Annotated in this window: 13 protein-coding genes; all 13 read left to right on the top strand. The window is 51.3% G+C overall.

The genetic code is table 11. The annotated features are described in order from the left end of the window. Positions 1–68: 68 nt before the first annotated feature. Positions 69–4,394: a PolC-type DNA polymerase III gene (locus FGI41_RS05610; protein ID WP_139488948.1), complete on the top strand. Its 4,326-nt coding sequence runs from the start codon at positions 69–71 to the stop codon at positions 4,392–4,394. 183 nt (positions 4,395–4,577) lie between these two features. Continuing rightward, positions 4,578–5,036, top strand: coding sequence for a ribosome maturation factor RimP (gene rimP, locus FGI41_RS05605; RefSeq protein ID WP_139488947.1), 459 nt, complete (start codon positions 4,578–4,580; stop codon positions 5,034–5,036). A 24-nt stretch (positions 5,037–5,060) separates the two neighbouring features. Further along, positions 5,061–6,188: a transcription termination factor NusA gene (gene nusA, locus FGI41_RS05600; RefSeq protein WP_139488946.1), complete on the top strand. Its 1,128-nt coding sequence runs from the start codon at positions 5,061–5,063 to the stop codon at positions 6,186–6,188. Then, complete coding sequence (gene rnpM, locus FGI41_RS05595; protein WP_139488945.1) at positions 6,185–6,475, top strand: RNase P modulator RnpM; 291 nt, start codon at positions 6,185–6,187, stop codon at positions 6,473–6,475. The genes nusA and rnpM overlap by 4 nt, the downstream gene beginning before the upstream one ends. Continuing rightward, positions 6,472–6,780, top strand: coding sequence for a YlxQ family RNA-binding protein (locus FGI41_RS05590; protein ID WP_139488944.1), 309 nt, complete (start codon positions 6,472–6,474; stop codon positions 6,778–6,780). Before rnpM ends, FGI41_RS05590 begins: the two co-directional genes overlap by 4 nt. 15 nt (positions 6,781–6,795) lie before the next feature. Then, positions 6,796–9,138: a translation initiation factor IF-2 gene (infB, locus tag FGI41_RS05585; RefSeq protein WP_139488943.1), complete on the top strand. Its 2,343-nt coding sequence runs from the start codon at positions 6,796–6,798 to the stop codon at positions 9,136–9,138. Continuing rightward, complete coding sequence (locus tag FGI41_RS05580; RefSeq protein WP_139488942.1) at positions 9,138–9,419, top strand: DUF503 domain-containing protein; 282 nt, start codon at positions 9,138–9,140, stop codon at positions 9,417–9,419. Before infB ends, FGI41_RS05580 begins: the two co-directional genes overlap by 1 nt. Positions 9,420–9,452: 33 nt before the next feature. Continuing rightward, a complete protein-coding gene (rbfA, locus tag FGI41_RS05575) occupies positions 9,453–9,815 on the top strand; it encodes a 30S ribosome-binding factor RbfA (RefSeq protein WP_139489066.1) in 363 nt (120 codons plus the stop codon). Beyond that, entirely contained in the window at positions 9,812–10,801 is a 990-nt protein-coding gene (locus FGI41_RS05570; RefSeq protein WP_139488941.1) for a DHH family phosphoesterase, read from the top strand. Before rbfA ends, FGI41_RS05570 begins: the two co-directional genes overlap by 4 nt. 1 nt (position 10,802) lies before the next feature. Beyond that, entirely contained in the window at positions 10,803–11,723 is a 921-nt protein-coding gene (gene truB / locus FGI41_RS05565) for a tRNA pseudouridine(55) synthase TruB (RefSeq protein WP_139488940.1), read from the top strand. A 9-nt stretch (positions 11,724–11,732) separates the two neighbouring features. Beyond that, complete coding sequence (locus FGI41_RS05560) at positions 11,733–12,674, top strand: bifunctional riboflavin kinase/FAD synthetase (RefSeq protein ID WP_139488939.1); 942 nt, start codon at positions 11,733–11,735, stop codon at positions 12,672–12,674. Positions 12,675–12,820: 146 nt separating this feature from the next. Beyond that, the gene (gene rpsO, locus FGI41_RS05555; RefSeq protein ID WP_139488938.1) at positions 12,821–13,090 is read left to right on the top strand and encodes a 30S ribosomal protein S15; all 270 of its coding nucleotides are present in this window, start codon (positions 12,821–12,823) and stop codon (positions 13,088–13,090) included. A gap of 147 nt (positions 13,091–13,237) precedes the next feature. Next, entirely contained in the window at positions 13,238–15,367 is a 2,130-nt protein-coding gene (locus tag FGI41_RS05550; protein ID WP_139488937.1) for a polyribonucleotide nucleotidyltransferase, read from the top strand. The last annotated feature ends 45 nt before the right edge of the window (positions 15,368–15,412 follow it).

Raw genomic sequence — 15,412 nt, 5'->3', positions numbered from 1 at the left:
GAATTTCTAAAGGTACTCCAAATCAGGGGTACCTTTTTCTTGTAAGCAAGATGGGGTGATGGAGAACTGTGGATACAATCAATGAACAGAAACAGCGTTTTCAACTGCTCCTAAAGCAGATGGAAGTGCCTGCAGATATGATCAATAGCTATTTTCATGACGGACAGATCGACAAGCTGGAAGTCTATAAACAAACCAAGGAATGGGTATTTCACTTTACGATGAAATCGCTCGTGCCTGTGGATGTACACCGAGCCTTTATGGCGAAGCTGACACAGACATTTGCGCACATTGCCAAAGTAGATGCTTTTTTTCGTTATGCACAGACTCCACCGGTTGAGTTCTTGGTGGAAGAGTATTGGGATCTGATCATCGGAGATTTGGAAAATAAAATCAGTTCGATGGCGGGAACCATCCGCGCCGGACGCAAATCGGTTGCAGGGGATGAAGTAAAGCTGCACATGCCGACCGAGATGTCGATTGAGATTCTCAAGCAAAAGCGTGCGGATCAGATTCTCTCCGATGCGTTTCATAAAGTGGCCGAGGTGCGTCCACGCTTTACGTTTGTCGCGGAAGAATCGGACGAGGCCTTCCAGGCATTTATGGAGCAGCGCAAGGAAGAGGAGCGCGCCCTGCTCGAAGCAGCCAGAGTGCAGGCACAACAGTCACAAGCACAGGCTGCATCTGATAAAGGCGCAACCGAAGCGATTACCAATCTGGTTATCGGCTATGACATCAAGGACGAGCCTGTACCGATCTGTGAGATTACCGAGGAAGAACGACGCATCACAATCCAAGGTCAGGTGTTTAACGCCGAGATCCGCGAGCTGAAGAGTGGACGCCATATCCTGACGTTCCATATCACCGACTACACGGATTCCCTCACTATCAAGATTTTCTCCCGCGACAAAGAAGACGTCAAAATGCTCGAAGCAGTCAAGGACGGCATGTGGTTAAAAGTCCGAGGCAGTGTACAGCATGACACCTTCATGCGCGAGTTGTGCATGATGGCCAACGACCTCAACCAGATCGAACAGCGCGGACGTAAAGATCGTGCAGAAGGGGAGAAGCGCGTCGAGCTGCACGCCCATACACCGATGAGTATGCTCGATGGCGTGATCAACCTCAAATCGCTCATCTCCACTGCTGCCAAATGGGGACACAAAGCGATTGCCGTCACCGACCATGGTGTCGTACAGGCGTTCCCGGAAGCCTACAGCCTTTGTAAGAAAAACAATATGAAGTGCCTGCTGGGGATGGAAGCCTATGTCGTCGAGGACGGAATCGATGTCGTCTACAACCTGATGCAAGACGGCTCGAATAACCTGCCGATTGATGAGAATACCCCATACATCGTATTTGACACGGAGACGACGGGTCTCAATGCCAACGAGCATACGATCATCGAGATCGCCGCTGTCAAAATGAAAGGCTCCGAGATCATCGACCAGTGGACCGAGCTGATCGACCCTGGTTTTGATGTCGGACCGAAGACAACGGAGATCACCGGGATTACCAATGAAATGCTGCGCGGTCAGCCGAAGCTGGATGTCGTGCTGCGTCAGTTCCGCGAGTTTGCCGGTGATGCGGTTCTGGTTGCGCACAATGCCGAGTTTGACTTGGGCTTCTTGAATGCCTGCGGTCAGCGGATCGGCATGGAGCGTTGGACCAATGCTGTACTCGATACCCTGCCGCTTGCCCGTATGCTGTATCCTGACATGCGTAACTATCGTCTGGGTACACTGGCGAAGCGCTTTAATATCGATCTGGTCAATGCTCACCGTGCGTTAGACGATACCGTCGCGCTTGCACACTTGTTCCAACAGATGCTCAAAGACATCAAAGAAGCAGAAATCACTTCTATGACGGAGTTAAACGAACGAAGCAATGCCAGAGCGGACTACAAGAGCTCCCGTCCGTTCCACGCGACCATTCTCGTTCAGAACCAGACAGGACTCAAGAACATGTACAAGCTGGTCAGTCATTCGCATACCCAGACTTACTACCGTGTACCACGGATTATGCGCAGTGTCCTGACCAAGTACCGAGAAGGTCTGCTCATCGGTACAGCCTGCAAAGAGGGCGAAGTCTTTCAAGCGATCCTGCGCGGGAAAAACCGTGAAGAGCTCAAGGATGTCGCCCGCTTCTATGACTATATCGAGCTGCAGCCTCCAGAGCATTACCGTGGCTTGATGCGCAACGAGACGATCGAGAACCTCGATATCGTGCGCGGCTACCATAAAACCATCTATGAGATCGGGAAAGAGCTGGGCAAACCGGTCGTAGCGACTGGGGACGTGCACTTCCTCAATCCGGAAGACCACCTGTTCCGCGAAGTCTTCCTGTTGTCCAAAGGCGATCAGGATGCCAACGACCAGCCGCCGCTCTATTTCATGTCGACAGACGAGATGCTCCATGCCTTTAACCATTTTGACGAGCACATCGCCAAAGAAATCGTCATCACCAACACCAATGCGATTGCTGATATGATCGAGGACGTCAGCCCGATCCCAGACAAGCTGTACACCCCGATTATCGAAGGGGCAGACGATGAGCTGCGCGAGATGTGCTACGCCAAGGCGAAGCGTCTCTATGGCGATCCGTTGCCTGAGCTGGTTGAGGCCCGTCTGGAAAAAGAACTGACCTCGATCATCAAGCACGGTTTTGGCGTTATCTATCTGATCTCCCAGCGCCTCGTAACCAAGTCGCTCAATGACGGCTATCTCGTCGGTTCACGTGGTTCCGTAGGTTCGTCTATCGTCGCCACGATGTCCGACATCACTGAGGTTAACCCACTGCCGCCGCACTACCTGTGCCCGAATTGCAAGCACAGCGAGTTCATCCTCGATGGATCGATCGGTTCTGGCTTTGACTTGCCTGATAAAAACTGTGAAAAATGTGGCACGGCCTATGATAAAGACGGACAAGACATCCCGTTCGAGACGTTCCTTGGCTTTAAAGGGGACAAGGTTCCCGATATCGACTTGAACTTCTCCGGGGAGTATCAGCCACAAGCGCATAACTACACCAAAGTACTTTTCGGAGAAGAATATGTATACCGTGCAGGTACAATCGGTACGGTAGCGGAGAAGACTGCCTACGGGTATGTCCGCAAGTTTGCAGACGAGCGCAAAATGATGCTGCGCGGTGCTGAGATCGCACGGATTGTCAACGGCTGTACCGGGGTCAAACGCACCACGGGTCAGCACCCGGGCGGGATCATCGTAGTACCGGACTACATGGAGATCGAGGACTTCTGCCCGATCCAGTTCCCAGCCGACGACCAATCTGCTGAGTGGAAGACCACACACTTCGACTTCCACTCGATCCACGATAACTTGCTCAAGCTCGATATTCTGGGGCACGATGATCCGACCGCGATCCGGATGCTCCAAGACTTGACTGGTCTTGACCCGAAAAAGATTCCACTGGATGACCCGAAAACGATGTCTATCTTCTCCAGCACGGAAGCCCTCGGTGTTACCCCTGATAAGATCCGCTCCAACATGGGGACACTTGGTATCCCAGAGTTTGGTACCAAATTCGTACGCCAGATGTTAGAAGATACCAAGCCAAGCACCTTCTCCGAGCTTGTGCAGATCTCCGGACTTTCCCATGGTACGGACGTATGGCTCAACAACGCCCAGGAGCTGATCCGCCAAGGGACTTGTAAGCTGGCAGACGTAATCGGTTGTCGTGACGACATCATGGTCTATCTCATCTATGCCGGACTAGAACCATCCTTCGCCTTCAAAATCATGGAGAGCGTGCGTAAGGGTAAGGGTCTGACCGAAGAGATGGAAGAAGAGATGAAAAAGCACAACGTTCCAGACTGGTACATCTGGTCCTGCAAACAGATCAAGTACATGTTCCCAAAAGCGCATGCGACCGCATACGTTATGATGGCGGTACGGATCGCCTGGTTCAAGGTGCATTACCCGCTGGAGTACTATGCGACCTATTTCTCTGTCCGTGCTGACGACTTCGATATCCCGCTGATGGTCAAAGGCTCCGCCGCGATCCGTCAAAAAATCGAAGAGATCGAGGACAAGGGTCACGACGCCCAGCCAAAAGAAAAAGCGCTGCTCACCGTACTCGAGATCGCATTGGAGATGGTGGAGCGCGGCTACAAGTTCAAAAACGTCGACCTCTACCGCTCGGACGCGACCAAGTTCCTGATCGAAGACGATTCCCTACTGGCCCCATTCAATGCGTTGGCCGGTCTTGGCGACAACGCGGCGTTGAGCTTGGTCAAAGCACGCGAAGACGGCGAGTTCCTCTCCAAAGAAGACCTGCTCTCCCGTGCGAAGATTTCCAAAACCAATCTGGAGCTGTTAGAGCAGCAGGGGGCACTCACCGGACTGCCTGAATCCAATCAGTTGTCCCTATTCTAATGCAGACTCGGGCATTCACGGTCACGTGAGCCAAATTCCCCAAAGGTTGTCAAACCAAAGGGTTCTATGATATAATTCTTTTGGAAATACTGGTGATACATCGATTAAGAGTGGGGAAACCCACTCTTTCTTCTTGAACTCAATTCGAAAACGCACAGCGAAGGATTTAAAGGAGGTACTTGCTTGAGCAAGGTAACAGAAATTGTAGCGGACCTATTGGCACCGATCATGGAAGAAACAGGATTGGAACTGGTAGATATCGAATACAAGAAGGAAGGGTCCAACTGGTTCCTTCGCGTCTTTATTGATAATGAGACTGGCAACGTAGATATTGACGATTGCGGTCTGGTCAGCGAAAAGCTTGGTCAGCGTCTGGACGAACTTGACCCGATTCCAACTGCGTATTTCCTTGAAGTGTCTTCACCGGGTGCAGAGCGCCCGTTGCGTAACGAAAAGGATTATCGCAAAGCGGTCGGCAAGAATGTACATATCACCACTACCGAGCCTGTTGACGGCGAGAGCACCATCGAAGGATTACTCACCACATTCGAGGACGGCAAGCTGACCGTCCAAGAAGCGAAGAAGACCTACACCATTGAGATGGGGCAAATCAACGAGGCCCGTACGGCTATCGTTTTTTAGTTGAAAGGAGGCTACAGTTCAGCCATGAACGCAGAATTTATTGACGCACTTCACGATTTGGAACGTGAGAAGGGCATTGACAAAGAGGTGCTGATCGAAGCCATCGAGGCTGCTTTGATTTCAGGTTATAAACGCAACTTTAACTCCGCACAAAACGTCCGTGTAGACGTAAACCGCCACTCCGGTCAGGTTCGCGTATTTGCACGCAAAGAAGTCGTGGAGGAAGTATTTGACCCGCGCCTTGAGATTTCCCTTGAGGCTGCACAAGAGATCGACCCGAACTTCCGCTTAGAGGATATCGTTGAGATCGAGGTTACCCCGCGTGACTTCGGACGGATCGCTGCACAGACCGCGAAGCAAGTGGTTACCCAGCGCATCCGCGAAGCAGAGCGTGGTCTCATCTACAGCGAATTCATCGAGCGTGAAGAAGATATCGTAACGGGTATCGTCCAACGCCAAGATGCACGTTTTTACTACATCGACCTTGGCAAGGTAGAAGCGATCATGCCGCTCACCGAAAAAATGCCTGTCGATGAATTCAAGACCCAAGACCGCATCAAGGCCTACATCATCAAGGTGGAAAAAACCACAAAAGGCCCGCAGATCGTCGTCTCCCGCACACATCCAGGCCTCTTGAAGCGCCTCTTCGAACTCGAAGTGCCAGAGATCTACGACGGCGTAGTAGAGATCAAGTCTGTCGCACGTGAAGCAGGCGACCGCTCCAAGATCGCTGTTCATTCCATCAATCCAGAAGTTGATCCGGTCGGTGCTTGTGTAGGCCCGAAAGGCATGCGCGTACAGACCATCGTCAGCGAACTCAAAGGTGAGAAGATCGATATCGTCCGCTGGTCCGAAGATCCGGCTGAATACGTGGCGAACGCACTCTCCCCATCCAAGGTTCTCTACGTGGATGTCAACGAGGCAGAAAAAGTAACCCGTGTCATCGTACCGGATTACCAGCTCTCCCTCGCCATCGGCAAACGCGGTCAGAACGCTCGATTAGCAGCGAAGCTGACCGGCTGGAAAATCGACATCAAGAGCGAATCCCAAGCCGAGCAAGAAGGAATCGAATATCCAAAGACTTCTGAGGTGGCCGACATGGACACCGATGCTGACGCACATGAAGGCTCTGCGGATGTGGACTTCCAATGAAAGTAAAAAAGGTACCCTTGCGCAAATGTATCGTTTGCCAAAACATGTACCCCAAGAAAGAATTGCTGCGGGTTGTCCGTACGCCTGACGATCAGATCCTGATTGACCAGAGCGGGCGGGCCGCCGGACGCGGCACCTATGTATGCCGGCAAGAGAGTTGCCTGACGCCGGACACGTTTGCAGCGGGGAAATGGAAAAAGGTGCTTGAGCGTGCCTTGAACACCTCCATTTCACAAGAGCAGTATGAAGAGTTCCGTACTACATGGATGGAGATGATGGGCCGATGAATCCAAAAGTCTCCAACCTGCTGGGTCTCGCCATGCGCGCTCGCAAAATCGTAACAGGTGAGGGGCTCGTCGTCGATGCGGTTCGCAAGGGGCAAGCAAAGATCGTGCTCCTGGCTACCGACGCTTCCGCAAACACCGCCAAGAAAGTGACGGATAAGTGCCAGCATTATCAGGTACCATGCTACGCGCTTTTAACCCGATACGAACTTGGGCAAGCCATTGGAAAAGAGGCGCGGGTTTCCATTGCCATCACGGATGGGAACTTCGCCAAAAATATCCAAGAACTCCTCACGCCTAATTTCTAAATCAGGGGTGATTGCATGAAGACACGCGTATATGAATACGCAAAAACGCATAACATGAGCAGTAAAGAAATTTTAAACCTCTTAAAGCGTATTAATATAGAAGTGGCAAATCACATGAGCATCATGGAACCAGAAACCATAGAGAAGCTGGAACAGCATCTCGCCAAATTGAAATCAAACGCCTCCGGTCAACAACCGGTGGTTCAAGATAAAGGGAAGCAAACAAGCGAGCAACAGCAAGGACAATCAGCTTCCAAATCACAAGACCCGCGCTCGCACCAAAATCAGGGGAAGAATCAGGAGCGAAAAGCAAACGATATGACCAAAAAGAATCAAAATCAAACCACACCTCAAGCAGCCAAGCCGGAAACAACGCCAGTGGAATCAACAGAAACAACCACCCCAGACTACGAAGACAAAGTAAAACTGCCTAACAACAAAGCTGGGTTGGAAAAACGTGAAAAGATCAAGAAGGGCCCACAAGTGAAAAAAACCTTTGAAGACAACAAAAAAGGCCCAGGTCTCAACCGTGGCGGCAACAACAACCGCGGCGGACAACAAGGCCGTCGTCCGTTCCCTCAACAACAGCCACGCCCACAACTGGAACCACCAAGCAAAATCACCTTCACCGAGTCTCTGACCGTTGGTGAACTCGCGAAAAAACTGCGCAAAGAGCCAGCTGAGATCATCAAAAAGCTCTTCATGCTCGGTACGATGGCGACGATCAACCAAGATCTCGACAAGGATACCATCGAGTTGATTTGTTCAGATTATGGTGTCGAGGTTGAAGAGAAAATCATCATCGATGAAACCAACTTCGAAACCATCGCAGAAACTGACGAACCGGACGATCTGTCTGAACGTCCACCGGTTGTTACCATCATGGGTCACGTTGACCACGGTAAAACCACCCTGCTTGACGCGATCCGCTCTACCAACGTAGTAGCAGGCGAAGCAGGCGGTATCACCCAGCACATCGGTGCGTACCAAGTTGAGATCAAGAACAAAAAGATCACCTTCTTGGATACCCCTGGTCACGCGGCGTTCACGACCATGCGTTCCCGTGGTGCACAGATCACCGACATCACTATCCTCGTGGTGGCAGCAGATGACGGCGTTATGCCACAGACCATCGAAGCGATCAGCCACGCGAAAGCTGCGAACGTACCAATCATCGTAGCTGTCAACAAAATCGACAAACCAGAAGCGAACCTCGACCGCATCAAGCAAGAGCTCATGGCTTACGGCCTCGTAGCAGAGGAGTGGGGCGGCGAGACCATCTTCTGCCCAATCTCTGCAAAACAACGCATCGGTCTCGAAGAGCTCCTCGAGTACATCCTGCTCGTAGCAGAGGTACAAGAGCTCAAAGCCAATGGCAACAAACGTGCCCGTGGTACGGTTGTCGAAGCAGAGCTGGATAAAGGTCGCGGTCCGGTTGCACGTGTACTCGTTCAATCCGGTACGCTCAAAATCGGTGACCCAATCGTAGTAGGTGCGACCTTTGGCCGTATCCGTGCGATGGTCAACGACAAAGGCCGTCGTGTGAAAGAAGCAGGCCCATCTACACCAATCGAGATCACCGGTCTGAACGATGTCCCACAAGCGGGCGATCAGTTCATGGTGTTCGAGGACGAGAAGAAAGCCCGTGCCATCGGGGAAGCGCGTGCAAGCAAGCAGCGTGAATCCGAGCGTCGTGCCAACTCCAAGGTATCCCTTGACGATTTGTTCCAACAAATCCAAGAAGGCGATATCAAGGAACTCAACCTCATCCTCAAAGCGGACGTACAAGGTTCTGTCGAAGCACTCCGTGGTTCTTTGGAGAAAATCGATGTCAACGGTACCCGCGTAAAAGTCATCCACACAGGTGCAGGTGCGATCACCGAGTCCGACGTAACCCTCGCGAACGCATCCAATGCGATCATCATCGGCTTCAACGTACGTCCTGAACCGAATGCACGCAGCATGGCGGAACAAGAGAAAATCGACATCCGTCTGCACAGCATCATCTACAAAGTAATCGAAGAGATCGAAGCTGCTCTCAAAGGGATGCTCGATCCTGTATTTAAAGAACAGATCATCGGTACAGCCGAGATCCGTCAAGTCTTCAAAGTATCCAAAGTGGGTAATATCGCAGGTTGCTACGTCACCGAAGGTAAAATCTCCCGTGATGCTGGTGCCCGCCTGATCCGTGATGGCGTCGTCATCCACGAAGGCAAGCTCGATACCCTCAAGCGCTTCAAAGACGATGTCAAAGAAGTGGCAACTGGTTACGAGTGCGGTATCACGCTCGAACGCTACAGCGATGTCAAAGAAGGCGACCTGATCGAAGCCTTCATCATGGTTGAAGTGAAAGCGTAATGGTTGGAGTTTTGCGTATTGAACTTTTTCTACCTTCCTGTCATAGTCTGAAGGAAAAGCGTTCGATCGTAAAAAGCTTAACCAAGCAAATCCGTAACAAGTTCAACGTCTCTGTATCCGAAATGGATTATCTGGAACAATGGCAGCGTACCGGTCTAGGTATCGCTGCCGTTGCCAATGAAATGTCATTTTTACAGAGAGAACTTGACACGATTGTCCGCTTTGTGGAAATCACCCCTGATGCAGAGTTGATCTCCGTCAATGCGGAATACTACGATTGAGGCGGGAATTTTGGAGGTGACGTATTTATGAGCATGAACAAAACACGCATGAGCCGCGTTAATGAAGAAATCAAAAAAGAACTGAGCATCCTGTTACAACGTGAGATGAAGGACCCACGCATTGGCTTTGTCACCGTTACAGGTGTAGAGGTAACAAGCGATCTGCAGCAAGCCAAGGTCTACATCAGCGTATTTGGCGATGCCGATAAGCGTGAAGGTACACTGGCTGGTCTCACCAAAGCAAAAGGCTTTTTGCGTACGGAAATTGGCCGTCGCATCAAATTGCGCCATATCCCCGACCTCGTTTTTAAATTGGACGAGTCAATCGACTACGGCAACAAGATCGAAACCATCCTTCGCGATATCTCCACTCCACAAGGAGAAAAGCAAGTATGAGTCAATATCTAGAATCTTTGAAGGAGGCTGCTCGTTTCATTCGTGATAACGAGCGCTTCCTCGTTATTTCTCACGTCAGTCCTGACGGCGACACCACAAGCTCCGCCTGCGCGACTGCTTTGATCTTAGATCAGCTGGGCAAGAGCTATGTGATTGTCAATGAAGGGGAAACTCCTGACAAGTTTGATTTTTTGCCAAAGGCCAAAGAAATCGTCGACTTGTCTCAGACTAAGCTGAATGAAACCTTTTCCCGTGTGATCGCTGTCGATGCGGCTGATTCCTACCGGATGGGGGATGTGCAGCACCTGTTTGCACCAGATGTTCAGCTCCTCAACATTGACCACCACCCCACCAACGACAAGTTCGGCACGTACAATGTCATCCGTACCGATGCAGCAGCGACCGCTGAGATGATGTATGAGCTGGTGGAAGCCGGCGAATTCGAGCTGACACCTGAGATTGCGACCTGCATCTATACCGGATTGATGACGGATACAGGCGGTTTCCGCTACTCCAACACCACATCTAATGTGATGAAGATCGCATCCAAGCTGCTCGAATACGGTGTGAAGCCTGCCGAAATCGCAGAACGCTGTCTAGAAGCGATTACCAAGGAGCATGTGCAGCTGCTTCGCCGTGCCCTGCAATCTCTCTCCATTACCCATAACAATCTTGTCGCATCGCTGAAAGTCACCCTGCAGGATATCCGCGAAACAGGAGCAACCGGCGAAGATGTCAGCGGTCTTGTCAATTACGGCCGCAACATTGAAGGCGTCGAAGTCGGCCTGTTGTTCACTGAGGTAGAGCCTGATGTGATCAAAGTAAGCCTGAGATCCCGCAGCAAGGTAGACGTCTCCCAGATCGCCAAGTCGATTGGCGGGGGCGGACACGCACGGGCATCCGGCTGCACCGTCAAAGGCAGTATCAGTGAAGTGGAAGACCGTCTGCTCGGTATGCTTGGCGAAGCGCTTGGAGTGAACCGATAACATGACAACAGCATCAGGTGTGATCGTTCTGCACAAACCCGCCGGGATGACCTCCCACGATTGTGTAGCCCGTATCCGCCGCCTCTATCAGACCAAAAAAGTTGGCCACACCGGCACACTCGATCCAGATGTGACCGGTGTTCTGCCCATTTGTGTAGGACATGCAACCCGCATCGTTGAGTACCTGCAAGAATTGCCGAAAGCGTATGAAGCGGTGATGAGCATCGGGACTTCCACTACCACGGAGGACGCTTCCGGAGAAGTGATCGAGTCCAAGACGGTTGATCCATCCACGATCACCGAGGAAACCGTGCTTGCCGCCATTCAAAAATTTCTCGGGGAAATCGATCAGGTACCACCGATGTATTCCGCTGTCAAGATCAACGGACAGCGCCTCTATGACCTCGCCCGCGAAGGCAAGACCATTGAGCGCCAATCCCGCCGCGTAACGATCTATGAGCTGAAGCTTCATCGCATCGAGAAGACGGACAAGGATGTACAGGTCGCTTTTTACGTAAAATGCTCCAAAGGAACGTATGTACGCACTCTCTGTGTCGATCTCGGCCAAGAGCTTGGGTATCCGGCACATATGGCATCATTGGTTCGTGTCGAGAGTGGACCGTTCGGCCTTGATCAGGCGATTCCGCTTGCCAAGCTGGAGGAGATGGCACAAGAGGGGGAAGACCTCGGAGCTCTTTTGATCCCGGTTGAGGACTCCCTTGGTCATCTGCCGCGCTATGATATCCCGCCTGACCGTGCCAAAGCCGTGCTTAACGGGCTGACCACAGCACTGCCTGGCTTTACCGGAGAAGAGGGGAGCCTTGTGCGGATCATGGCATCGGGCAGACTGATCGGACTCCACCGTGTTCACTTCGGCCCAAAAGGACCATTTGCCAAGCCTGAAAAAGTTTTTCACACTTGAGGTGGGAACATGAAAACGATCCATCTGAAATATCCGCTGCTGGATGATCTGGAGCTTGACCCATGCGCTGTGGCAATCGGCTACTTTGACGGTGTCCATCTCGGACATCGCCGCGTCATCCAAAAAGCGGTCGATCACGCCAAAGCCCATGGGATCAAAAGCGCCGTGATGACCTTTGATCCGCACCCGCGCGAAGTGTTGGGGCAGACTGGCTATACCAGCTATCTCACACCGCTTGCGGACAAATTGGAACAGATGGAAAAATTGGATGTTGACTTCGTCTACGTGATGACGTTCGACATCGCTTTTTCGTCTGTTTACCCAGAAGATTTTGTCGATGAGGTCCTGATGAAGCTGCAAGCCAGACACGTCGTGGTCGGGTTTGATTATACGTTTGGCTACCGTGGATCAGGGACCGCACAGACCCTGCAGGAGTTGGCAGGTGAGCGCTATACGCTTGATATCGTAGGCCCTGTGAATCGTCTCGGGGAGAAGGTCAGCAGCACGATTATCCGTGAATACCTTCACCACGGCGATGTAGAGCAGGTCCGTCATCTGCTCGGACGTCCATACAAGATCAAAGGCACGGTCGTCCACGGTGACAAGCGAGGGCGCACCATCGGCTTCCCGACAGCCAATCTGTCTCCCGTCCGTCCCTATCTCATCGGAAAAAATGGCGTCTATGGTGTAAAATGTTCCATTAATGGGCATACATATAATGGCGTTATCAATATCGGCATCAAGCCGACCTTTGAGCTGGAGAAGAAGGCAAAGTCGCTGGAAGTTCACCTGTTTGATTTTGCCCAGGAAATCTATGATCAGGAGATGGAAGTAGAATTCCTCTTCTTTATCCGCGAAGAGCAGAAGTTCGCCGGCGTAGATGCCCTGATCGCCCAGATTCAAAAAGACGTGCTGTATGCCAAAGAGCGATTTAGTGGCAATCCTTCTTAATCTAGGAGATTCGCCTTTACTTCTCAAAGAAAGATATGCTATAATCCGATTGTTGTCTCGTACAACACCGCCACAGCTTGGTTGACCGATTCTCACCGACGGCGTACTCGGCTGATGGACAAACTACAATTATGGAGGTGAGTAGGATGGCACTTACTCAAGAGCGCAAAACTCAATTGATCTCTGAATTCCGTGTACACGACAACGATACCGGATCCCCAGAAGTTCAAATCGCTATCCTTACCGAAAACATTAACAATTTGAACGCACACCTGCGCACACACAAGAAAGATCACCACAGCCGTCGTGGTCTCTTGAAAATGGTAGGTCAACGCCGCAACTTGTTAAACTACTTGAAAGAAACAGACGTTGCTCGTTATCGTACTACTGTCGACAAGCTCGGCCTTCGTCGATAATAGCAGGCGTACTGTCACAGAAAAAAGCGGGTTCATCCCGCTTTTTCTGTTATTCATTTTTATTTTCTGATTTGCAGGAAATAATACATAGAAGTAGAAGAAAATCAACTTAAGGGCATCATATCAGTAAAGGAGGACTGCTAACACATGGAGCAACAATTCCGTACATACACTTTTGATTGGGCAGGCCGTCCCCTGACGCTTGAATTCGGTAAAATCGCGAAGCAAGCAGCAGGATCGGTACTGGTTCGCTACGGTGAGACAGCAGTACTGGCTGCCGTAACCGTCTCCAAAGAGCCGAAGGACTTAGACTTCTTCCCGCTCACCGTCAACTACGAAGAACGCCTCTATGCGGTAGGGAAAATCCCAGGCGGCTTCATCAAGCGTGAAGGCCGTCCAAGCGAAAAGGCAATCCTTGCGAGCCGTCTGATCGACCGTCCGATTCGCCCGCTTTTCTCTGAAGGCTTCCGTAACGATGTACAAGTCGTCGCGACTGTACTTTCCGTTGATCAGGATTGCTCTCCAGAGATGGCAGCGATGATCGGGGTATCAGCGGCACTTTGCACGTCTGAGATTCCGTTTAACGGTCCAATCGGCGGGATCATCGTAGGCCGTGTAGACGGTCAGCTGATCGCCAACCCAACCGTTGAACAGCAAGAGAAGAGTGACATCCACCTCGTCGTGGCTGGTACCCGTGATGCAATCAACATGGTTGAAGCAGGCGCGAACGAAGTACCAGAAGAAGTGATGCTTGAAGCGATCATGTATGGTCACAGCATCATCCAACAAATCGTCGATTTCCAAAACCAAATCGTAGCAGAGATCGGCAAAGAAAAAATGGAAGTGATTCTGCACAGTGTAGATCCTGAGATCGATACAGCTGTCCGTCAATTCGCAGATGCGAAAATCCGTGAAGCTGTTCGGATCGAAGAAAAGCATGCTCGTGCAGAAGCGATCGATGCTGTCAAAGCAGAGACCCGCGAGCATTTTGCAGAAACCTATGCAGAGCAGATGAAAGTGGTAGACGAAATCCTTTACAACATCGTGAAGGAAGAAGTACGCCGCCTGATCACCCACGAAAAAATCCGCCCAGATGGACGGGCACTCGACGAAATCCGTCCGATTTCAAGCGAAGTTGCGATTCTGTCCCGTACACATGGTTCCGGTCTCTTCACCCGTGGTCAGACACAGGCGCTCAGCGTATGTACTCTTGGTGCGCTCGGTGACGTACAGATCCTCGATGGTCTTGGTCTCGAAGAATCCAAGCGTTTTATGCACCACTACAACTTCCCGCCGTACAGCGTAGGGGAAGCACGTCCACTGCGTCCTCCAGGCCGTCGTGAAATCGGTCACGGTGCATTGGGTGAGCGTGCGATTGAACCAATCATCCCGTCTGAAAAAGATTTCCCATATACCATCCGCCTCGTATCCGAAGTTGTGGAATCCAATGGTTCTACTTCTCAAGCATCAATCTGCGCAAGCGTACTCGCTCTGATGGACGCTGGTGTACCGATCAAAGCTCCGGTAGCAGGGATTGCGATGGGTCTGATCATGAGTGAAGAGGGCGAGCACTTCTCCATCCTGACAGACATCCAAGGTATGGAAGACCACCTCGGCGACATGGACTTCAAGGTAGCGGGTACCGCACAAGGTGTAACCGCCCTGCAGATGGACATCAAGATCGAGGGGATCAACCGTGAGATTCTTGAGCAAGCATTGACCCAGGCAAAATCGGGCCGTATGCACATCCTCGACAAGATGCTCACAGCCATCTCCGAGCCTCGTAAAGAGCTCTCTCCACACGCTCCAAAAATTCTTTCCATGCAGATCAATCCAGAGAAAATCCGCGATGTTATCGGACCATCTGGACGTATCATCAACAAAATCATCGAAGAAACCGGTGTTAAGATCGACATCGAGCAAGATGGCCGTATCTTCATCGCTTCTGTCAACCATGAAGCTAACCTGCGTGCCAAGCAGATTATCGAAGACCTCGTACGTGAAGTGGCTGTTGGACAGACCTACCTTGGTACCGTTAAGCGCGTGGAAAAATACGGCGCGTTCATCGAGATTTTCCAAGGCAAAGAAGGTCTCTGCCACATCTCCCAGCTTGCTGAAGAGCGCGTAGCGAAGACCGAAGACGTGGTAGCAGTCGGCGACAAGATCATGGTAAAAGTAACCGAGATCGACGAGCAAGGCCGTGTCAACCTGTCCCGTAAAGCGGTGCTCAAAGAACAGGCACAAGCAGCGGAAGCAGCTACCAAAGCGACTGAGTAATTTTTTCTCAGAAGCCATATACGCAGAACAAGCAAAAAGCTTTGC

Source organism: Brevibacillus dissolubilis (assembly GCF_006170445.1).
GTDB classification, from domain to species: domain Bacteria; phylum Bacillota; class Bacilli; order Brevibacillales; family Brevibacillaceae; genus Brevibacillus_B; species Brevibacillus_B dissolubilis.
Note: the sequence above shows the minus strand (reverse complement) of the source record. Positions and strands in the feature narration are given on the sequence as shown.